Consider the following 20523-nt stretch of genomic DNA (forward strand, 5'->3'; position numbering starts at 1 on the left):
TGTTTTAAGTAAAGAAGGTATCTATGGGTGAGATTAGTATTACCAAACTGCTGGTGGTTGCCGCACTGGTCGTCCTGCTGTTTGGTACCAAGAAGTTACGCACGCTGGGTGGTGACCTGGGGGCTGCCATCAAAGGCTTCAAGAAAGCGATGAACGACGATGACGCAGCCGCGAAGAAAAGCGCTGACGACATCCCGGCAGAGAAGCTTTCCCACAAAGAGTAACGGCAATGCCTGAGGGCTTGCGAAAAAAAAACCGGCTCATGAGGCCGGTTTTTTTGCATTACTGTAAATGAATATTACGGCGTTATTTGACTTCTTCGCCTTTCGCCTGCATATCCGCATGGTAAGAAGAACGAACAAACGGACCACAAGCCGCGTGGGTAAAGCCCATCGCCAGCGCTTCGGCTTTCATCTCGTCAAATTCATCCGGGCTCACGTAGCGCTGTACCGGCAGGTGGTGACGGCTTGGCTGCAGATACTGGCCGAGCGTCAACATGGTCACACCGTGGCGGCGCAGATCGCGCATGACGTCGATGATTTCGTCATTGGTTTCACCCAGACCCACCATCAGACCTGACTTGGTCGGGATATGCGGATGTGCTTCTTTAAAGCGCTCCAGCAGCTTCAGAGACCAGTTATAGTCGGCTCCAGGACGCACCTGACGGTAAAGACGCGGAACGTTCTCCAGGTTGTGGTTAAACACATCTGGCGGCGTCGCGGTCAGGATATCCAGCGCGCGGTCCATACGGCCGCGGAAGTCAGGAACCAGCGTTTCGATTTTGATGTTCGGGCTTTTCTCGCGAATGGCAGTAATGCAGTCAGCGAAGTGCTGAGCACCGCCATCACGCAGATCGTCGCGGTCAACGGAGGTGATAACCACATAACGCAGCGCCATGTCGGCGATGGTTTGCGCCAGTTTTTGCGGCTCGTTGGCATCGGGGGCCACCGGGCGGCCATGCGCCACATCGCAGAATGGGCAGCGGCGGGTACAGATGGCACCCAGAATCATAAACGTCGCGGTGCCGTGATTGAAACATTCAGCAAGGTTCGGGCAAGAGGCTTCTTCACAAACAGAGTGAAGGCCATTCTTACGCATCGCCGCTTTGATCCCCTGGATACGCGAAGAGTCTGCCGGAAGTTTGATTTTCATCCATTCCGGTTTTCTTAACAGCGCCTCGCGCTCTGTAGCCACGTTTTTAACCGGGATAAGGGCCATTTTATCGGCATCGCGGTATTTAACACCGCGTTCCATCACAATGGGTTTACTCATAGCGTGCGTGTTCCAGTTGCGAATATCGAAGGAAAGCGTTTCAATTCAAGGGAATGTTGTATTTATCAACTATTTTTGAACGAACGACAGGCAGTATATCATTTATAGGGGCGTTAAAGCAGCCTGCCAGGTCGCCAATTTGTAAAATAGTTGTTGTTTTGTGCCTTTTGCCCTGCGAGCGGCAGGGACGTGTACGGGTACGCTCTGTCAGAAGGCCTGACGGATAATGCGGATGACGTTTTCCAGTACCGGATCGCGCAAGCTGAGCTTGTTGTAATGCAGTGAAATCTCGATAGATTCTGCATTGAGCTGGCTTAGCGGAATACTCTCCAGCGGCCAGCATTTCCGCAGCAGGTTATACAGGCGTGAAGGCATGATGCACAGCATATCGCTGCTGCCAATCAGGGATGCGGTGGTGAACATATTGTAACTGCTGAAACTGATCTGACGTTCCGGGAAAATTTCGTCAATACGCTGACGCAGAGCGTGGTTAGACTGTCCTTCGGTCATGAAAGACGAGTGGTCGTAGTTGCGCAGGTTTTCAATGGATAACGGCTCGCTGAGGACGGGGTGCTGCTTGCGGCAAACCAGCACCAGGTTATCCGCGTAAAGCACATTTTGCCCCAGCGCTCGGGCGCTAAAGCTGCCGCTTTCGATGACCAGGTCTGTCTGGAACTGAGCAAGCTGAACGTCAGGTTCGTTAAGAGGCACATTGCGAAGCAGAAGCTGAGGTGCATGCTCTTTCACGGCCTGGAAGATCGCGGGCATCACCAGTACGCCGACAGAAGGGGAGCAGCCGATGGTGATGGTTCTCTGTTTGTCATAGCTTCCGGTTAAATCCAGCGCACCCAGAATCGACTCCAGCCCCTGGCTGATGTATTCGTGGAGATGTGTCGCATAGGCCGTTGGCGTGACGCCCTGGCCCTTACGGATAAATAAGGGGTCGGGAAATATAGCCCGTAGCTTTTGAATTGACTGACTTATTGCCGATGGCGTGAGATTAAGAATTTTCGCAGCGTTAACGATACCCTTATGGACATATACTGCCTCAAAAATAGTCAGTAAATTGAGATCAATATTACGTAAAGTCCGAAAAATTTGCGGCTTATCTTCGCCACCAGGGTCATTCAGGCGTTTGGCTGGTAAATTATTATACTCCACGCTTTCACTCCGTATACATTCACAACATGAATGATAGTTCAATTTATTTATTATGCTTGTAGAGATTCGTAAAGTGTTGCTTTTGTTCCACTTGTTTATCAAAAACAAACAGTTGTGTGATTATCACTCAAGTTACTTAGCCTGTGTATGCCGTGCTGTCCGGAGGCTAAATAATATGTAAGGGCAATATTCGGGCGCTTCGAAAATATAGAATCTGCGGATTATTGTAAAGCGTAAAAGCGGTAAATAAACAGTGGCCCGTCAAATTATCGAGCCATTCTGGATGATATATTAAGCAGGGATATATTCGTGCGGGGGATTGTTAAGTAGTGCTAACACATTCTTCAGAAGCACGGGACGTATATTTTCTGGCGTAGCGGTATCGACCCACTGGCGCATTTGCGTCATTTCCATGCCGGCGTAGCCGCAGGGGTTTATGCGCTGGAAAGGCGTAAGATCCATATTAATATTCAATGCCAGACCGTGGAAGGAACAACCTTTACGAATACGTAGCCCCAGAGAGCAGATCTTCATTTCGCCAACGTAGACGCCCGGCGCATCGGCACGCGGATGCGCGTCAATCCCATACTCCGCCAGCGTGTTGACGACGGTCTGTTCCAGTAACGTCACCAGCTCACGTACGCCAAGCTTTCTGCGCTTCAGATTAAGCAGGACGTACATTACCTGCTGACCCGGACCGTGGTAAGTCACCTGTCCGCCACGATCGCTCTGGATCACCGGGATATCGCCCGTCATTAATAAGTGTTCCGCTTTTCCCGCCTGTCCCTGCGTAAATACCGGCAGATGTTCGACCAGCCAAATCTCATCAGGGGTTGTGTCATCGCGTGAATCGGTGAACTCGTGCATAGCCTGAGAGACAGGCTCATAAGGTTGCAGCCCGAGATGACGGACCAGAATTTTATCCTGATACAAAACGCGTCTCCGAAGACGAGAAACAAAAGATGAGGGGGAGTATATCACAGCGGGGAAGAGGGGTTACCCGGTAAACCGGGTAACCGCAAAGGGACTACAGCACCATACGAACGATTTCGATATTGCCGAGCTCTTCGTACAGCGTCTCAACCTGCTCGATATGTGTGGCAGTGATGGTAATAGAAACCGAGTGGTAGTTGCCCTTGCTGCTTGGTTTTACTGACGGAGAGTAGTCACCCGGCGCATGGCGCTGTACCACTTCAACCACCTGATCAACCAGCTCAGGTTTCGCCAGACCCATTACTTTGTAGGTAAACGGGGTAGGGAATTCAAGCAGTTCGTTAAGTTTGGTTTTCATGTCAGCTCCGGCGTAACGTCAAAAAGAATAACTCCCACGTCGGGTGGGAGTTATCAGGATACTTAGTATATGGGGATCAAAATCACACTTTCAAGTGTTCGATTTTTAGCCAAACCAGTGATGGAACATCAATTTAATGTAATCAATGATTTTGCCGAAGAAATTGCCTTCAGGAATTTCTTCCAATACCACGAGTGGGCGCTGGTCGATCGTTTTACCGTCCAGCTGGAAGTTGATGGTGCCTACCACCTGGTTTTTCTGCAGCGGGGCATGCAGTTCGGTGGTGTTGAGCACATAGCTTGCTTTCAGATCCTTCATACGACCGCGTGGAATAGTCAGGTAGAGGTCTTTATCCACGCCCAGAGAAGCACGATCGTTATCGCCGAACCAGACGGGTTCAGAAGCAAATTCTTTGCCTGCTTTCAGCGGGTTCACGGTTTCGAAGAAACGGAAGCCCCAGGTCAGCAGTTTCTTACTTTCGGTTTCGCGACCTTTAAAGGTGCGACCGCCCATCACGGCAGAGATCAGGCGCATCTGGCCTTCAGTGGCAGATGCCACCAGGTTGTAACCGGCTTTGTCGGTGTGGCCGGTTTTGATGCCGTCAACGTTCAGGCTGTTATCCCACAGCAGGCCGTTACGGTTGGTCTGACGAATGCCGTTGAAGGTGAACTCTTTCTCTTTGTAGATAGAGTACTCGTTAGGTACGTCGCGGATCAGTGCCTGACCAATCAGCGCCATATCGCGCGCGGAGCTGTACTGACCGTCTGCATCGAGACCGTGTACGGTCTGGAAGTGGCTGTTCTTCAGACCCAGGGCATTTACGTAGCTGTTCATCAGGCCCACGAACGCATCCTGACTACCGGCGGCGAAATCGGCCATGGCCACGCAGGCGTCGTTACCGGACTGCAGGTTAATACCACGAATTAACTGAGAAACCGGAACCTGCATTCCCGGTTTCAGGAACATCAGCGAGGAACCTTTGAAAACCGGGTTCCCGGTAGCCCACGCATCGTTGCCGATGGTGACCAGATCCGTCTCTTTGAACTTACCGGCTTTCATTGCCTGGCCGATGACGTAGCTGGTCATCATTTTGGTCAGGCTGGCCGGGTCACGGCGGGCATCGGCATTCTGTTCTGCCAGCACTTTGCCAGAGTTGTAATCGATCAGGATGTAGGATTCCGCGTCGATTTGCGGAACGCCAGGGATCATGGTCTTGATATTCAGGTCATCAGCATGAGCTGCAGAGAGTGCAGCCGCGCAAAGGGCCGTGGTCAGCGCCATGCGCTGCACAAAACGAGCAGAAAAAGTGGTCTTCATGGTCAGAACTACGACATCCGTGATGGAATTAAAAAAAGTGCCTTACTATAGCAAATGCTATTCAGGCAGGCATCCGACTTTAAGCATGAGTTTGTGAATGTGTTTTACACAAACTGACATTTCGGATACCGCCGATTAATTACTTCGTAACAGCGATAAAGGACTGCAGCTGTGCCTCGCTCTGCAAACGCTGCTGCAGGGATGCCGCCTGCGACTTGCTGGCAAACGGCCCCATCTGAATACGCCAGACCGCGCCGTTTTGCTCAACGCGTCCTGGCACGCCAAACTGCTGGCTCAGACGCTGCTGATACTGCTGGGCACGGGCCCGATCGCTCACTGCGCCCACCTGGACGACAAAGCCGCCGCTGGCTGCTGCGGGAGCGGCAACGGCTGCGCTCTGGGTCGTGACCGGAGCCGTTACCGGGGCAGGCTGCTGCACGACGGGGGCGGCAACAGGGGCTGGCGTCGGCTCACTGCTCTCCAGCACGCCCGAGGCTAAGTTCGTTGGTGCGCCAAGGAAGCCGCTGCTTTTTACCGGTGCGCCAGTGGCATCATCGCTTTGCAGGGTGTCATTGCTGATTGGGCGTATTTCTCCCGCCGGCTGAGAAGGCTCTGCCGGCGAGGAGACGCTTCCCATGCCGCCGTCCAGATTTGGGCGGTCGGGGAGGGCATAGGTCTGTTTCGCCACCGTGGTACACGCGGTTCCCGGCCCGGAGAGCGAACCATCCTGCGCCACGATAATTGGGTCAATGCGAACTTTGGTGTTGTTCGAGGTATTCAGGCGATCGGCAGACGCGCGGGACAGGGAAATCACCCGGTCATTACCGTACGGGCCGCGGTCGTTAATACGCACGACGATCATACGGCCGTTCGCCAGGTTGGTGATACGGGCGTAGCTAGGGATAGGTAGCGTCGGGTGCGCCGCAGTCAGCTGCATTGGGTCAAATATTTCACCCGATGCCGTCAGGTTACTGCCCGGCTCAGCATCATAAATGGCGGCAAAGCCAGCCTGGCTAAAGCGGGACGGATCCTGCACAATTTTGTAGCTTTTGCCGTCGCGCTCGTAATCCTGATTCGCGCTGGCATTCAGCGGTTCATAAACGGGATCGGCACCGCTAATTTCAACGATTGGGCCATTACACACCGCAGGCTGCGGCGGCGCGACGGTTGCCTGTTGCTGACCATCATCACTTGTACAGGCCGCAAGTAAACTTGCCGCAATGCAGATACCCAGCCACTGCTTACGCATTCCGATCCCCTTATTTTTATACGCTTTTTGACAACATTTTTCTGTGGGTGTGGATCGACATCACGATACCAAACCCGGCCATCAACACGATCAGTGCCGAGCCTCCGTAACTCACCAGCGGCAGCGGTACGCCTACCACCGGCAGAATACCACTCACCATACCAATATTTACGAAGACATAAACGAATAAAATCAACATCAGTCCGCCTGCCATGACGCGGCCGAAAGTGGTCTGCGCGCGGGCCGCAATCCACAAACCTCGCATGATGAGCAGCACGTAGAGCGCCAGCAGGATCAGGATGCCAACCAGTCCCAGCTCTTCCGCCAGTACCGCAAAGATAAAGTCGGTGTGGCGCTCCGGTAAAAACTCCAGCTGCGACTGGGTACCGTGCAGCCAGCCTTTACCGCGCAGGCCGCCGGAGCCAATCGCAATCTTGGACTGAATAATATGATAGCCCGCACCGAGTGGATCGGTTTCCGGATCGAGAAGCATCATGACGCGCTGGCGCTGGTAGTCGTGCATCAGGAAGAACCACAGGATAGGGATAAACGCTGCAACCAGCACCACCGCGATACCAATCAGACGCCAGCTTAAGCCCGACAGGAACAGGACAAACAGGCCGGAGAGGGCGATAAGGATCGAGGTGCCGAGGTCAGGCTGCGCCGCAACCAGCAGTGTCGGCAGGAATATCAGCACCAGGGCGATAGCGGTATTTTTCAGCGACGGCGGACAGACGTCGCGGTTGATAAAGCGCGCCACCATCAGCGGGACTGCGATTTTGGCAATCTCCGAGGGCTGGAAACGGACTACGCCCAGATCCAGCCAGCGCTGTGCCCCTTTTGAGATGGCACCGAATGCATCTACCGCCACCAGCAAAATAATACAGAAGATGTAGAGATAGGGCGCCCAGCCTTCATAGACGCGCGGCGGGATCTGCGCCATTACCACCATAATGACCAGACCCATCGCGATCTGGCCGATCTTGCGTTCCATCATGCCGATGTCCTGGCCGCTGGCGCTCCAGATAACCAGGGCGCTGTAAACCAGCAGGGCCAGCAGGATCAGCAGCATGGCTGGGTCGATGTGAATTTTATCCCACAGCGATTTTTTATTTGGATTATCCGTCATGATTATTGGTCCTCCGCCGCAGCGGCGGCCGGATTTTCAGCCGGCAGTTCGGTGTTGTTATCACCCAGCATAATGTGGTCCAGGATCTGGCGCATGATGGTCCCTACTGCCGGGCCAGCGCCGCCGTTCTCCAGAATCATTGCCACCGCCACCTGCGGGTTATCATAAGGGGCAAACGCCGTCATCAGCTTATGGTCACGCAGACGTTCGGCTATGCGGTGTGCGTTATAGGTTTCATTGGCTTTCAGGCCAAAGACCTGCGCCGTACCGGATTTCGCGGCCACTTTATATGGCGTACCGGCGAAATATTTGTGCGCGGTTCCGTTTGGACGGTTTGCCACACCGTACATACCGTCTTTCGCTATTTCCCAGAAGCCGGAATGGATGTCGCCTACCGGCGCTTCATGGGGCTGCACCCACGGCACTTTTTTGCCATCTTCAACGGTGCTTTGCAGCAGATGCGGAACTTTCACTACGCCGTCGTTAATGAGGATCATCATCGCTTTGTTCATCTGAAGCGGGGTGGCCGTCCAGTAACCCTGGCCGATACCCACCGGTATGGTATCACCCTGATACCACGGCTTCTTGAAGCGCTTTAGTTTCCACTCGCGGGTTGGCATGTTGCCTGACCGTTCCTCAGCCAGATCCACGCCGGTGTAATGTCCGTAGCCGAATTTGCTCATCCACTCTGACAGGCGGTCAATGCCCATGTCATACGCCACCTGATAGAAGAAGGTATCCGCAGATTCTTCCAGAGATTTCGTAACGTTCAGATGGCCATGGCCCCATTTCTTCCAGTCGCGATAGCGTTTTTCAGAGCCCGGTAGCTGCCACCAGCCCGGGTCAAACAGGCTGGTATTGCGGTTGATGACGCCCGCGCTCAGCGCCGAGACCGCCACGTACGGTTTAACCGTTGATGCCGGCGGGTAAACGCCTTGCGTGGCGCGGTTCACCAGCGGGGTGTTAGGGTCATTCAGCAGGCCGGAGTAGTCTTTGCTGGAGATGCCGTCAACAAAGAGGTTCGGGTCATAGCTTGGCATAGAAACCATGGCCAGAATGCCGCCGGTGCGCGGGTCGGTGACCACCACGGCGGCGCGGCTGCCCGCCAGCAGGGTTTCAATATACTGCTGCAGTTTAAGATCGAGCGTCAGATAGACGTCGTGCCCCGCCTGAGGCGGCACTTCTTTAAGCTGGCGGATGACGCGGCCACGGTTGTTAACCTCAACTTCTTCATAGCCGGTCTGCCCGTGCAGGACATCTTCGTAGTAGCGCTCGATCCCCAGCTTGCCGATATCGTGCGTCGCGGCGTAGTTCGCCAGCTTGCCGTCTTTATCGAGGCGCTCGACGTCTTTATCGTTAATTTTGGAAACGTAGCCAATCACATGCGTCAGCGCGGATCCGTAAGGATAGTAGCGACGCTTGTAACCCTTCACTTCCACACCGGGGAAGCGGTACTGGTTCACCGCAAAACGGGCGACCTGGACTTCCGTCAGATTGGTTTTAACCGGAATGGAGGTGAAACGGTGAGAGCGGGCGCGCTCTTTTTTGAAGGCCGCGATATCATCATCGTTAAGATCGACAACGCTCCTTAGCGCTTCCAGCGTATTCTGCACGTTATCGACCTTCTCCGGCATCATCTCGACTTGATAGATGGTGCGGTTTAACGCCAGAGGGGTGCCGTTACGGTCGTAGATAATGCCGCGGCTGGGTGCGATAGGCACCAGCTTAATGCGGTTTTCGTTAGAACGCGTCTGGTAATCGGTAAAGCGGACAATTTGCAGATTATAAAGGTTGGCGATCAGCACGCCGGTAAGCAGCAAAATCCCCGTAAAGGCGACCAGCGCCCGGCGCACAAACAGCGCGGACTCAGCCGTATAGTCGCGAAAAGAATTCTGTAGTTTCATCCGCTGCTTAATCTACCCTGGTCAGTCATTACTCGCGGTGATAGGGGTGGTTGGTAGTAATGCTCCACGCGCGATACAAGCTTTCCGCCACCAGGACCCGCACGAGCGGGTGGGGCAGCGTCAGCGCAGAGAGAGACCAACTTTGTTCTGCTGCCGCTTTGCAGGCGGGGGATAACCCTTCAGGTCCGCCAATCAACAGACTGACGTCGCGGCCATCCTGCTTCCAGCGCTCCAGTTCATGCGCCAGCTGCGGCGTATCCCAGGGTTTACCTGGAATATCAAGGGTGACGATGCGGTTCTTGCCTGCGGCAGCAAGCATCAGTTCACCCTCTTTGTCGAGAATACGTTTGATATCCGCGTTCTTACCGCGCTTCCCGGCGGGGATCTCCACCAGTTCGAACGGCATATCTTTGGGAAAACGACGCAGATATTCAGTAAAACCGGTTTGTACCCAGTCCGGCATTTTGGTGCCGACGGCGACCAGCTGCAACTTCACGCATTAACCCCAGAGTTTTTCCAGCTCATACAGGCGACGGCTCTCTTCCTGCATGACGTGGACAATCACATCGCCGAGGTCAACAACCACCCAGTCAGCGGTCGCTTCACCTTCAACGCCAAGCGGTAAGAGTCCTGCTGCGCGCGATTCCTGAACCACATGGTCGGCAATCGAAACAACATGACGCGTAGAGGTACCGGTGCAGATAATCATGCAGTCGGTAATACTGGATTTACCCTTAACGTCGATAGCGATGATGTCCTGACCTTTCAGGTCATCAATTTTGTCGATAACAAAATCCTGGAGTGCTTTACCCTGCAAGTTTTCCCCCTGGGTGAATGAGATTGTACAACTATGAATTCGTGGCCAGACAGTATACCTGAACTGACGCCCCTGTCGGGACAAATGTCACCGTCCGGGCTTTTGAAGGCGGGTATCATCCCACCCTCCGCCTGAGATTGCATCGCCATTTTTGTAAAACAATTTCTGTAAAGCAACGATCGGCGGGAAAGTCTGGCAGCGGAGGATAACAGTATGGCTTAACCTGTCAAGGCAGGATAATCAATATGCTGCTTTTTATGCCCTCCGGCTATTTATCTGCGGTTTTCTGATACAACCCGTGAGTATGAATATACGCCAGCACCGGGGCAGGCAGCAGATCGTCACAGGCTAAACCCTGCTGTAAACGTTCGCGAATAACGGTCGCAGAGATGTCGAACCACGGCGTCTCCGCCAGATAAATCTTCCCGGCGGGCTGGTTGTGAAAATCTTCAACGTTATCGGTGAGATGGTCTTCAAGCCACTGCTGATATTGCGCTTCGCGCATGGTCAGCGGGTAGCCCGGACGGCGGCAGACGAGCAGGTGGCTGTTCCTCAGAATGGTTTCATACTTGTGCCACGTGGGGAAGTTGAGCAGGGAGTCCTGACCGATGATAAAGGCGAGCGGCTGGTCAGGCCCTTGCTCGGCCCGCCACTCCTGCAGCGTTTGCGACGTCCACGAGGGGGTGTCGCGACGCAATTCCCGTTCATCCAGCCTGAAGAGCGGCTTATCCGCGATAGCCAGAGCGAGCATCTCTTTGCGCTGCTCGCTGGTTGCTTCAGGCTGGGGGCGGTGCGGCGGAACATTATTGGGCATGATGGTAACGCGCTGCAGGCCGATCAGATTTGCCAGAATTTCTACCGGCTTCAGATGCCCGTAGTGTACCGGGTCAAAGGTGCCGCCATACAGGGCCTGTAAAGAGTGCATACTATCCATCAATAAATACGTCAGCCAGCGCCTTGTGGCAGAGCAGCAGGGAAAGGCTTTCCAGCTCCGCCCACACCGACTGGCCGTAATCTTGTTTTAGGGTAAGCTCGGCGCGCATCAGAAGCTGCACCGCCTGGCGCAGCTGTTCATGGCTCAGGCGGTTGATGGCCTCGGTGGTCATTGCCCGCCGGTTTTGCCACACCCGGTGTTTATCAAACAGGGAGCGTAACGGAGCATGGGCCGACTGGCGCTTGAGCGTTATCAGCAGCAACAGCTCGCGCTGCAGCGTGCGCAGCAGAATGACGGGTTCACTGCCCTCCAGGCGCAGCTGCTGGAGAATATGCAGGGCGCGTTTGCTTTTCGACGAGAGCAGCGCATCCACCCAGTGGAACGGCGTGAAGTGTGCGGCATCGTTAACGGCCTGCTCAACGCGCGGTAAGGTCAGCTTGCCGTCCGGCCAGAGAAGGGAGAGCCTGTCCAGCGCCTGTGCCAGGGCCAGCAGGTTGCCTTCATAGCAGTAGCAGAGCAGTTGGTTCGCCGCATCGTCCAGTTGAAGGTTGTGCTGCTTCGCTCTCGCGGCGACCCATTTAGGCAGGTGCGCCTGCTCAGGCGTCTGGCAGGTGACCAGCACCGCGTGGGTCGCGAGCTGGGTGAACCATGCCGCGTTTTCCTGCGCTTTGGTGAGCTTGCTGCCGCGCACAATCAACAGCAGATCGCTGTGTAACAGGCTGACCAGCGTGGCGAGTTGCTCATTGATGGCAGCGTTAGGGCCGTTCTCCGGCAGCAGGATCTGGATTGTCTGGCGCGACGCAAAAAGGCTCATCGCCTGACAGAGTGAGAAGAGGGCGTTCCAGTCGGTGGCGTTATCCACCTGAACGGTATGGTGTTCATCAAAGCCCTGAGCCGCGGCCGCATGCCGCACGGCATCCAAGCTTTCCTGAAGTAGTAACGGGTCGTTTCCGAGCAGCAGATACGCCGCGCGCAGCCCTTCATTGAGCTGCGCGCGGAGTTGTTCAGGATACAGCCTGATCATCATTTACCCAAAGAGGTAGAAACAGGAGGCGTACTGGCATCCGGTTTTTCAATAATGTCAGAGCCTTCTCGGTTAGACGCTGCAATACCCGGCAGTTTGCGGATCAGCTGTTCCGCCGCCTTGTCGTACATTTCGTTGATGATAATCTGCTCTTCGGCATCTTTCGCCAGCGCGGTTTGTGGGTTATCAAAGAACGAACGATACACTTTTGCGCTGATCGGATAGATGTCTTTACCCGGGATTAGTACAGCCGCGTTGACCGTCAACACCATCTGATACTCAGCGGTACGACCATCCTGGAAGATAGAGGCGGTGTCTTTAGACAGTCCCCCTCCGACAACACGCAGGGACGGTACATCCTGACGAAGCGTGCCTTTCTCGATAAGCTCAACGTCATTCAGGCGCAGCTGATTACGGATAGCCCGGCTGAGCGGGCCATTCGGATCTGATGAGTCGAAAATCATCGTTTTCATTTCAGGTGGCACCGCCGTGGTGTTGCGCAGATGCCAGCCACAGCCAGCGGTGACAAGCACCGCCAGAGATAAGAGTATTGTTGCCAGTTGTCGCACGTTTCCTCCCGCGCTTAGCCAACGACCAGATTGAGCAGTTTACCCGGTACGTAGATCGCTTTACGTAAGGTAACGCCCTCAAGATATTTCGCAACCAGAGGTTCCTGGCCCGCGCGCTCGCGAACCTGATCTTCAGTTGCATCGACCGCCACGGTAATTTTACCACGGACTTTGCCGTTGACCTGGACCACCACCAGCGTGGTGTTTTCCACCATCGCTGCTTCGTCAGCCACCGGCCACGGCGCGTTGTCGATATCGCCTTCGCCTTTCAGCTCCTGCCACAGGGTGAAGCTGACGTGTGGCGTGAACGGGTTAAGCATGCGAACCACGGCCAGCAGCGCTTCACGCATGATGGCACGATCCTGCTCGCCGTCCTGCGGGGCTTTCGCCAGCTTGTTCATCAGTTCCATAATAGCCGCAATTGCGGTATTGAAGGTCTGACGACGGCCAATATCATCGGTCACTTTCGCGATCGTTTTATGAACATCACGACGCAGCGCCTGCTGATCTTCGCTCAGCGCAGCGGCGTTCAGTGCCGGAGCATCACCCTGTGCGGTATGTTCGTACACCAGCTTCCAGACGCGTTTCAGGAAGCGGTTCGCGCCTTCTACGCCCGATTCCTGCCACTCAAGGGTCATATCAGCCGGAGAAGCAAACATCATGAACAGACGTACGGTGTCCGCGCCGTAACGCTCAACCATCACCTGCGGGTCGATACCGTTGTTTTTAGACTTGGACATCTTGCTCATGCCGGTATAAACCAGTTCATGGCCTTCAGCGTCTGTCGCCTTCACGATACGGCCTTTCTCGTCGCGCTCAACGATCGCATCAACCGGAGAAACCCAGTTACGCTCGCCGTTCGCGCCAACGTAGTAGAAGGCGTCTGCCAGCACCATACCCTGGCACAGCAGCTGTTTAGCAGGCTCGTCAGAGTTCACCATGCCGGCATCGCGCATCAGCTTATGGAAAAAGCGGAAGTAGAGCAGGTGCATGATGGCGTGTTCGATACCACCAATATAGATATCTACCGGCAGCCAGTAGTTGGCGGCGTCAGAATCCAGCATGCCTTCTTTGTACTGCGGGCAGGTGTAGCGCGCGTAGTACCAGGAGGACTCCATAAAGGTATCGAAGGTGTCGGTTTCACGCAGCGCAGGCTGGCCGTTAACGGTGGTTTTGGCCCACTCAGGATCGGCTTTGATCGGGCTGGTGATGCCGTCCATAACCACGTCTTCCGGCAGGATCACGGGCAGCTGATCTTCAGGCGTTGGCATGACGGTGCCGTCTTCCAGGGTCACCATTGGAATTGGCGCACCCCAGTAACGCTGACGGGACACGCCCCAGTCGCGCAGACGGAAGTTCACTTTACGCTCGCCCACGCCCAGTGAGGCCAGCTTATCGGCGATGGCGTTGAAGCCCTCTTCGAAGCTGAGGCCGCTGAACTCACCGGAGTTGAACAGGGTGCCTTTTTCGGTCAACGCCTGCTCGGACAGGTCAGGTTCAGAACCATCGGCGGCCAGAATAACGGCTTTAATCGGCAGGTTGTATTTGGTGGCAAACTCGTAGTCGCGCTGATCGTGACCCGGAACGGCCATGACAGCACCAGTACCGTACTCCATCAGAACGAAGTTTGCAGCCCAGACCGGGATCGCTTCGCCCGTCAGCGGGTGCTTAGCATAGAAGCCCGTCGCAACGCCTTTTTTCTCCATCGTCGCCATGTCGGCTTCGGCCACTTTCGTGTTGCGGCATTCGTCGATGAAGGTCGCCAGTTCCGGGTTGTTCTCTGCCGCTTTCTGCGCCAGCGGGTGACCTGCGGCCACGGCCAGATAGGTCGCACCCATGAAGGTATCCGGACGGGTGGTGTAGACGGTCAGGGTCTGGTCGTAGTTCTCAACGTTGAAGGTAATTTCCACGCCTTCAGAACGGCCGATCCAGTTGCGCTGCATGGTCTTAACGGTGTCAGGCCAGTGATCCAGTGTATCCAGATCGTTCAGCAGTTCGTCAGCGTAAGCGGTGATTTTGATAAACCACTGCGGGATCTCTTTACGCTCAACTTTGGTGTCGCAGCGCCAGCAGCAGCCGTCGATAACCTGCTCGTTCGCCAGAACGGTCTGGTCATTCGGGCACCAGTTAACGGCAGAGGTCTTCTTGTACACCAGGCCTTTTTTGTACAGCTCGGTGAAGAACTTCTGCTCCCAGCGGTAGTATTCCGGGGTGCAGGTCGCCAGCTCGCGGCTCCAGTCATAGCCGAAGCCCAGCATTTTGAGCTGGTTTTTCATGTACGCGATGTTGTCGTACGTCCACGGTGCCGGAGCGGTATTGTTTTTTACCGCTGCGCCTTCTGCAGGCAGGCCGAACGCATCCCAGCCGATTGGCTGCAGAACGTTTTTGCCCAGCATGCGCTGGTAACGGGCGATCACATCACCGATGGTGTAGTTACGCACGTGGCCCATGTGTAGTCGACCAGAAGGATAGGGAAGCATCGACAGGCAGTAATACTTCTCTTTGCTCTCGTCTTCGGTTACTTCAAAGGTGCGCTTCTCGTCCCAGTGTTGCTGGACTTTTGATTCTATCTCTTCCGGGCGGTATTGCTCTTGCATGGCAGCCAGTGGTCCTGTGTTCAATACAGCTACAAAAATGTAGCCAATGGATGTGGTAATTCAGATCCGCATAGCATAGCCCAAACGCCCGCGTCAAAACAGCCTTTCGCGCAATTGCACTTTGCAGGAATTTACCGGGTCTGTGCTTCACCTGACAAAGCGGCGGCGAAATAAGGTCTATTATTAGAAATAGTTACTTACCCGGGAGGCAAAATGATGAACAAGGTTGCTCAATTTTACCGCGAACTGGTGGCGACACTGACGGAACGGCTGCGTAACGGCGAGCGCGATATTGACGCGCTGGTCGAACAGGCGCGTGAACGGGTGACGCAAACGGGTGAGTTAACGCGAACCGAAGTGGAAGAGGTGACGCGCGCCGTACGCCGCGATCTGGAAGAGTTCGCGCGCAGCTACGAAGAGAGCCAGGATGAGATCGCCGACAGCGTCTTTATGCGGGTGATCAAAGAGAGCCTGTGGCAGGAGCTGGCGGATATTACCGATAAAACCCAGCTGGAGTGGCGCGAGGTGTTCCAGGATTTAAATCATCACGGCGTGTACCAGAGCGGTGAAGTGGTGGGGCTGGGGAATCTGGTGTGCGAGAAGTGCCATCACCATATTGCGGTATATACGCCGGATGTGTTGCCGCTGTGCCCGAAGTGCGGGCACGATCAGTTCCAGCGTCGCCCGTTTGAGCCATAAGTAAAAGCGCAGTTTAGTTCCCTCTCCCCGTGGGAGAGGGCCAGGGTGAGGGCGTCAGGCCGCACAATAGTAAGCAAGTCTTTCCGCCAGCAAATCCACAAACGCCTCCCGGTCGATATCCACCATCAGCGTCGTATTCGGTTTATTTCCCGTCAGCGAATAGTAATCCACCACCGTCATCCCCTGGGTATATTTCCCCTGCGTCTCCACGCCAACCCATCTGTCCACCGTGGTAAACATTTCAGGCTTCAGCAGCCAGGCGATGGTGCACGGGTCATGCAGCGGCGCGCCGTGAAAGCCCCATTTCTCGGCTTTGTGATACTCCATAAAGAAGTCGAGCAGCTCGGCTACGGTTGTCGCAACCGGGTTGCCCACGGCGCGGAAGCGCTCAATATCGTCTGCCATAATCTGTGCCCGATGCGTCACGTCCAGCCCCGCCATCACAATCGGCAGGCCCGACTGGAAGACGATCTCCGCAGCCTCCGGATCAACAAAGATGTTGAATTCGGCCGCAGGCGTCCAGTTCCCCAGCCCCATTGATCCGCCCATGATGACGATACGGGCGATGTTGCTGTACAGTTCAGGATGGCTGTTCAGCAGGAGCGCAACGTTGGTCTGCGGGCCGGTAGCCACTAGGGTGACGGGCTCTGCGCTTTCACGCAGCACCTTCGCCATCAGCTCCACGGCGGAGCAGTTTTGCGGTGCAAAGCCCGGCTCCGGCAGCGCCGGGCCATCCAGCCCGCTTTCACCGTGAACGTTGTCGGCAATGATCAGCTCGCGCATCAGCGGCTTAACGGCGCCGCCTGCGACAGGAATATCGGTGCGTTTCAGCAGCGTCAGCATTCGTAAAACGTTGCGCAGGGTTTTGTCCGGCGTCTGATTTCCAGCGGACGAGGTGACCGCTTTCACGTCCAGTTCAGGGGAGGCAAGCGCGAGGACGAGTGCGATCGCGTCATCATGACCCGGATCGCAGTCGAGAATTATAGGGTGTGCCATAGCGTTCTCCATTCTTAGCATTATTTTGTGACAAGGTTAACGCTGCGATGTGACGCCGAATAGAAAAAGAGATCTAAAGCGTGAAGCAGTGCGCAATCCGCAGATTGCGCACCGAGAAGATTAGTGCAGAATTTTCGCGAGGAAATCTTTGGCGCGTTCGGATTTCGGGTTGGCGAAGAACTCTTCTTTCGGTGAGTCTTCGACAATTTTCCCTTCGTCCATGAAGATCACGCGGTTGGCCACTTTACGGGCGAAGCCCATTTCGTGCGTCACCACCATCATGGTCATCCCTTCGTGCGCCAGCTCGACCATCACGTCCAGCACTTCGTTGATCATTTCAGGATCGAGCGCTGACGTGGGCTCATCGAACAGCATCGCCACCGGATCCATGCACAGCGCGCGCGCAATCGCCACACGCTGCTGCTGGCCGCCGGAAAGCTGTGCCGGGAACTTATCGGCATGTGCAGAAAGCCCCACGCGCTCCAGAAGCTTGAGCCCCTTTTCGCGCGACGCTTTTTTATCACGCTTGAGCACTTTGACCTGAGCCAGCGTCAGGTTCTCAATAATGGACAGATGAGGGAACAGCTCAAAATGCTGGAACACCATGCCGACGTGAGAGCGAAGCTGGGCCAGGTTGGTTTTCTTGTCGTTCACTTTCGTGCCGTTAACAACAATTTCGCCCTGCTGCACAGGCTCCAGACCATTAACCGTTTTGATCAGCGTAGACTTACCGGAACCGGACGGCCCGCACACCACCACCACATCGCCTTTTTTGACTTCGGTGGAGCAGTCGGTCAGCACCTGAAAGTGCCCATACCATTTAGAAACATTTTTCAGGGAAATCATTATACCGTCCTTTTCTTCAGCCAGCTGACCAACAGCGACGCGCTTAAACTAATCACAAAATAGACCGCACCCGCGAAGAGCACCATCTCGACCTGCGTACCATCACGTTCACCTATGGTCGACGCGGTACGGAAGAAGTCCGCCAGACTCAGAACGTAAACCAGAGAGGTATCCTGGAACAGCACGATACCCTGGGTCAGCAGGAGCGGAACCATGGCGCGAAACGCCTGAGGCAGAATGATGAGCTGCATGGACTGCCAGTGCGTCATTCCCAGCGCCAGCGCGGCGCTGGACTGCCCACGGGAGATACTCTGGATACCCGCACGGATAATCTCTGAATAGTAAGCGGCCTCAAACATCGAGAACGCCACCATCGCAGAGATCAGGCGGATGTCGGTTTTCGGCGACAGTCCCAGCACATTCTGTAAGAAGCCTGGAACAATCAGGTAAAACCACAGCAGCACCATCACCAGCGGGATGGAGCGGAAGACGTTAACGTAGGCAGTCGCAAACCAGGCGAGCGGCTTAAAGCTCGACAGGCGCATGACGGCCAGCAGGGTGCCCCAGACGATACCCACGACGATAGCGATCGCGGTGATCTTTAGGGTAATCACCAGGCCATCGAGCAGGTAAGGCATGGATGGAACAATAGAACTCCAGTCAAATTCGTACATTATTTGCCTCCCAGATTGCCCGGCAGGCGTACTTTGCGTTCAACCAGGTTCATCACCAGCATGATGAAAGCGTTAATCAGAACATACGCGAGCGTGATCGCGGTGAAGGATTCCCACGCGTGAGCGGAGTAATCCAGCAGCTTGCCCGCCTGTGCAGCCATATCCACCAGGCCGATGGTTGAGGCGATGGCCGAGTTTTTCACCAGGTTCATCATCTCAGAGGTCATCGGTGGAACGATAACGCGGTAGGCGTTAGGCAGCAGCACGTAGCGGTAGGTTTGTGGCAGGGTCAGGCCCATCGCCAGGCCCGCATTTTTTTGTCCGCGTGGCAATGACTGAATGGCGGCACGCACCTGCTCGCAAACGCGCGCAGCGGTAAACAGCCCCAGACACATCATGGAGGAGACAAAGAACTGCACGTTGGGATCCAGCTCCGACTTGAACCACATGCCAATATTTTCCGGCAGCAGTTCCGGGATGACCAGATACCAGGTAAAGAACTGCACGATGAGCGGAACGTTACGGAACAGTTCCACATACAGTGTGCCAATTGTTGAAAGAAAACGGTTAGGGACGGTGCGCAGAATACCGAACAGCGAACCGACAAGAAACGCGATGATCCACGCCGTTATCGATAATGCCACGGTAACCTGAAAGCCGCTCCACAGCCAGCCAAGATAGGTGGTGTTGCCGAACGGGGCTTGTTGCAGGAAGATGCCCCAGTTCCAGTCTATTGACATAATAAACTCCAGAAAAAAGAGGGTAGCAGCGCTACCCTCGAAGATTGGTGAGAAGCTCTTTTTTCGCGCTGAGTGGGGAACGACCACTCAGCGTATATGTCTGTCCATGCTTCCCGACAATCGAGAGGGCAGGAGATCCCGCCCCTGTTGTTCTAATTAGTTAAGAGCCTTGTCATTTGGAGATTTGAACAGCGCTTTCATGTCGTCAGACAGTTCAAAGTTCATATTGAGATTTTTTGGTGGAATCGGGTTCTTAAACCACTTGTCGAACCATTTTTCCGCTTCGCCGGAGGTCTGCACCTGGGCGATAGTGTCATCGATCAGCTTTTTGAACTGCGGATCGTCTTTACGCAGCATACAGCCGTAGGCTTCTTTGGACTGCGCGGTACCGACGATATCCCAGTTGTCTGGTTTCTTCGCCTTCGCACGTTCGCCCGCCAGCAGGGCGTCATCCATCATAAACGCGACGGCACGACCGCTTTCCAGCGTACGGAAGGAGTCGCCATGGTCTTTCGCGCTGATGATGCGCATATCCATTTTCTTCTCGTCGTTCAGCTTGTGCAGCAGGACTTCAGAAGTGGTACCGGAGGTCACAACGACCGCCTTGCCTTTCAGGTCCGCAAAATCTTTGATTGCGCCGCCCTTCTTGGTCAGCAGACGGGTGCCCACGACAAAGATGGTGTCAGAGAAGGCCGCCTGTTTTTGACGCTCGAGGTTGTTGGTGGTGGAACCACACTCGAAGTCAAAGGTGCCGTTTTGCAGCAGCGGAATACGGTTCTGTGAAGTGATTGGGATCAGCTTCACCTGCAGGTCAGGTTTGTTCAGCTTTTTCTTCACAGCTTCAACGATAGCGTTGGAGTAATCCTGTGAATAGCCCACGACTTTTTGCGTGTTGTCGTAGTAAGAGAACGGGACGGAAGATTCACGGTGGCCGACCACGATGACGCCGTTTTTGGCAATCTTGTCGAGAGTGCTGCCTGCTGCCGGAGCGTCTTCAGCGTGAACCACGCCTGCGGACATTCCCATAACCAGCATTGCTGTGGCCAGTTTACGTAATTGCATACCCAACTCCTTTCTTATCAGCGCCAGTGACGCATAGATACCCATTGTGATGTTGTTATATCTCGCGCAATGCGAGTGCAGTGTTATGCAAGCTTGTTAACATTTAGTCTGGCTTAATGTAAAGATTTTGCTGCGTTATTGTTTATTTTTGCGAAGCGCGCCGCACCATTCAGAGGCAATAATCTCCCGTTGCACCGTTTCGGTGCTAGCGACGATCTACACTGGTGCGACAAGGTTGCACG

At 54.8% G+C, this 20523-nt stretch carries 21 protein-coding genes; 2 read left to right on the plus strand and 19 right to left on the minus strand.

Features of this window, described 5'->3' with window-relative positions:
- Positions 1-23: 23 nt before the first annotated feature.
- On the plus strand, positions 24-224 hold the full coding sequence (tatE, locus tag INF73_RS20215) for a twin-arginine translocase subunit TatE (protein WP_028012332.1): 201 nt from the start codon (positions 24-26) through the stop codon (positions 222-224).
- Between the two features lie 82 nt (positions 225-306).
- Here tatE and lipA read toward each other — a convergent pair whose 3' ends face one another.
- From lipA to leuS, 14 genes are all read right to left on the minus strand, one after another.
- The gene (gene lipA, locus INF73_RS20220) at positions 307-1272 is read right to left on the minus strand and encodes a lipoyl synthase (protein WP_028012333.1); all 966 of its coding nucleotides are present in this window, start codon (positions 1270-1272) and stop codon (positions 307-309) included.
- A 207-nt stretch (positions 1273-1479) separates the two neighbouring features.
- Positions 1480-2433: a YbeF family transcriptional regulator gene (locus INF73_RS20225; RefSeq protein WP_041910920.1), complete on the minus strand. Its 954-nt coding sequence runs from the start codon at positions 2431-2433 to the stop codon at positions 1480-1482.
- A 291-nt stretch (positions 2434-2724) separates the two neighbouring features.
- Positions 2725-3366 (minus strand): lipoyl(octanoyl) transferase LipB, encoded by a 642-nt coding sequence (lipB, locus tag INF73_RS20230; RefSeq protein WP_028012335.1) that lies wholly within the window; start codon positions 3364-3366, stop codon positions 2725-2727.
- Between the two features lie 94 nt (positions 3367-3460).
- Entirely contained in the window at positions 3461-3724 is a 264-nt protein-coding gene (gene ybeD, locus INF73_RS20235) for a DUF493 family protein YbeD (protein ID WP_003858718.1), read from the minus strand.
- A gap of 105 nt (positions 3725-3829) precedes the next feature.
- A complete protein-coding gene (gene dacA, locus INF73_RS20240; protein WP_045261014.1) occupies positions 3830-5041 on the minus strand; it encodes a D-alanyl-D-alanine carboxypeptidase DacA in 1212 nt (403 codons plus the stop codon).
- 139 nt (positions 5042-5180) lie between these two features.
- On the minus strand, positions 5181-6290 hold the full coding sequence (gene rlpA / locus INF73_RS20245; protein WP_193542133.1) for an endolytic peptidoglycan transglycosylase RlpA: 1110 nt from the start codon (positions 6288-6290) through the stop codon (positions 5181-5183).
- A gap of 16 nt (positions 6291-6306) precedes the next feature.
- On the minus strand, positions 6307-7419 hold the full coding sequence (gene mrdB, locus INF73_RS20250; protein ID WP_013097590.1) for a peptidoglycan glycosyltransferase MrdB: 1113 nt from the start codon (positions 7417-7419) through the stop codon (positions 6307-6309).
- Positions 7420-7421: 2 nt separating this feature from the next.
- The gene (gene mrdA / locus INF73_RS20255; RefSeq protein ID WP_028012338.1) at positions 7422-9323 is read right to left on the minus strand and encodes a peptidoglycan DD-transpeptidase MrdA; all 1902 of its coding nucleotides are present in this window, start codon (positions 9321-9323) and stop codon (positions 7422-7424) included.
- A gap of 28 nt (positions 9324-9351) precedes the next feature.
- A complete protein-coding gene (gene rlmH, locus INF73_RS20260) occupies positions 9352-9819 on the minus strand; it encodes a 23S rRNA (pseudouridine(1915)-N(3))-methyltransferase RlmH (RefSeq protein ID WP_003858701.1) in 468 nt (155 codons plus the stop codon).
- 3 nt (positions 9820-9822) lie between these two features.
- Positions 9823-10140: a ribosome silencing factor gene (gene rsfS / locus INF73_RS20265; RefSeq protein WP_003858696.1), complete on the minus strand. Its 318-nt coding sequence runs from the start codon at positions 10138-10140 to the stop codon at positions 9823-9825.
- 268 nt (positions 10141-10408) lie between these two features.
- Positions 10409-11074, minus strand: coding sequence for a nicotinate-nucleotide adenylyltransferase (gene nadD / locus INF73_RS20270; protein WP_193542131.1), 666 nt, complete (start codon positions 11072-11074; stop codon positions 10409-10411).
- On the minus strand, positions 11067-12098 hold the full coding sequence (gene holA, locus INF73_RS20275) for a DNA polymerase III subunit delta (RefSeq protein ID WP_193542151.1): 1032 nt from the start codon (positions 12096-12098) through the stop codon (positions 11067-11069). Before holA ends, nadD begins: the two co-directional genes overlap by 8 nt.
- Positions 12098-12667 carry an LPS assembly lipoprotein LptE gene (gene lptE, locus INF73_RS20280; RefSeq protein ID WP_059355271.1) on the minus strand — a complete coding sequence of 190 codons (570 nt, stop codon included), beginning with the start codon at positions 12665-12667 and terminating at the stop codon, positions 12098-12100. The genes holA and lptE overlap by 1 nt, the downstream gene beginning before the upstream one ends.
- Positions 12668-12681: 14 nt before the next feature.
- Positions 12682-15264, minus strand: coding sequence for a leucine--tRNA ligase (leuS, locus tag INF73_RS20285; protein WP_048338851.1), 2583 nt, complete (start codon positions 15262-15264; stop codon positions 12682-12684).
- 216 nt (positions 15265-15480) lie between these two features.
- On the opposite strand from leuS, the gene INF73_RS20290 reads away from it, so the two are divergent.
- Positions 15481-15963: a zinc ribbon-containing protein gene (locus INF73_RS20290; protein WP_028012343.1), complete on the plus strand. Its 483-nt coding sequence runs from the start codon at positions 15481-15483 to the stop codon at positions 15961-15963.
- 54 nt (positions 15964-16017) lie between these two features.
- Here the strand turns inward: INF73_RS20290 and rihA are convergent, their stop codons facing one another.
- The 5 genes from rihA to INF73_RS20315 all read right to left on the minus strand — a co-directional run bounded on the left by rihA (position 16018) and on the right by INF73_RS20315 (position 20281).
- The gene (rihA, locus tag INF73_RS20295) at positions 16018-16959 is read right to left on the minus strand and encodes a pyrimidine-specific ribonucleoside hydrolase RihA (protein WP_193542129.1); all 942 of its coding nucleotides are present in this window, start codon (positions 16957-16959) and stop codon (positions 16018-16020) included.
- Positions 16960-17079: 120 nt separating this feature from the next.
- A complete protein-coding gene (locus INF73_RS20300; RefSeq protein ID WP_014883001.1) occupies positions 17080-17805 on the minus strand; it encodes an amino acid ABC transporter ATP-binding protein in 726 nt (241 codons plus the stop codon).
- Positions 17805-18479, minus strand: coding sequence for a glutamate/aspartate ABC transporter permease GltK (gene gltK / locus INF73_RS20305; protein ID WP_028012346.1), 675 nt, complete (start codon positions 18477-18479; stop codon positions 17805-17807). The genes INF73_RS20300 and gltK overlap by 1 nt, the downstream gene beginning before the upstream one ends.
- Positions 18479-19219, minus strand: coding sequence for an amino acid ABC transporter permease (locus INF73_RS20310; RefSeq protein ID WP_028012347.1), 741 nt, complete (start codon positions 19217-19219; stop codon positions 18479-18481). Before INF73_RS20310 ends, gltK begins: the two co-directional genes overlap by 1 nt.
- A gap of 156 nt (positions 19220-19375) precedes the next feature.
- Positions 19376-20281 (minus strand): amino acid ABC transporter substrate-binding protein, encoded by a 906-nt coding sequence (locus tag INF73_RS20315; RefSeq protein WP_014831086.1) that lies wholly within the window; start codon positions 20279-20281, stop codon positions 19376-19378.
- Positions 20282-20523: the final 242 nt, after the last annotated feature.

Source organism: Enterobacter cloacae complex sp. P6RS, assembly GCF_014982245.1.
Taxonomy (GTDB): Bacteria; Pseudomonadota; Gammaproteobacteria; order Enterobacterales; family Enterobacteriaceae; genus Enterobacter; species Enterobacter bugandensis.

What these genes read in the sequence shown, in the direction of transcription:
- tatE (WP_028012332.1), top strand. Translation starts at nt 24, where the DNA reads ATGGGTGAGATTAGTATTACCAAACTGCTGGTGGTTGCCGCACTGGTC.
- lipA (WP_028012333.1), bottom strand. Translation starts at nt 1,272, where the DNA reads ATGAGTAAACCCATTGTGATGGAACGCGGTGTTAAATACCGCGATGCC.
- ybeD (WP_003858718.1), bottom strand. Translation starts at nt 3,724, where the DNA reads ATGAAAACCAAACTTAACGAACTGCTTGAATTCCCTACCCCGTTTACC.
- dacA (WP_045261014.1), bottom strand. Translation starts at nt 5,041, where the DNA reads ATGAAGACCACTTTTTCTGCTCGTTTTGTGCAGCGCATGGCGCTGACC.
- rlpA (WP_193542133.1), bottom strand. Translation starts at nt 6,290, where the DNA reads ATGCGTAAGCAGTGGCTGGGTATCTGCATTGCGGCAAGTTTACTTGCG.
- mrdB (WP_013097590.1), bottom strand. Translation starts at nt 7,419, where the DNA reads ATGACGGATAATCCAAATAAAAAATCGCTGTGGGATAAAATTCACATC.
- mrdA (WP_028012338.1), bottom strand. Translation starts at nt 9,323, where the DNA reads ATGAAACTACAGAATTCTTTTCGCGACTATACGGCTGAGTCCGCGCTG.
- nadD (WP_193542131.1), bottom strand. Translation starts at nt 11,074, where the DNA reads ATGGATAGTATGCACTCTTTACAGGCCCTGTATGGCGGCACCTTTGAC.
- holA (WP_193542151.1), bottom strand. Translation starts at nt 12,098, where the DNA reads ATGATCAGGCTGTATCCTGAACAACTCCGCGCGCAGCTCAATGAAGGG.
- leuS (WP_048338851.1), bottom strand. Translation starts at nt 15,264, where the DNA reads ATGCAAGAGCAATACCGCCCGGAAGAGATAGAATCAAAAGTCCAGCAA.
- INF73_RS20290 (WP_028012343.1), top strand. Translation starts at nt 15,481, where the DNA reads ATGAACAAGGTTGCTCAATTTTACCGCGAACTGGTGGCGACACTGACG.
- rihA (WP_193542129.1), bottom strand. Translation starts at nt 16,959, where the DNA reads ATGGCACACCCTATAATTCTCGACTGCGATCCGGGTCATGATGACGCG.
- INF73_RS20300 (WP_014883001.1), bottom strand. Translation starts at nt 17,805, where the DNA reads ATGATTTCCCTGAAAAATGTTTCTAAATGGTATGGGCACTTTCAGGTG.
- gltK (WP_028012346.1), bottom strand. Translation starts at nt 18,479, where the DNA reads ATGTACGAATTTGACTGGAGTTCTATTGTTCCATCCATGCCTTACCTG.
- INF73_RS20310 (WP_028012347.1), bottom strand. Translation starts at nt 19,219, where the DNA reads ATGTCAATAGACTGGAACTGGGGCATCTTCCTGCAACAAGCCCCGTTC.
- INF73_RS20315 (WP_014831086.1), bottom strand. Translation starts at nt 20,281, where the DNA reads ATGCAATTACGTAAACTGGCCACAGCAATGCTGGTTATGGGAATGTCC.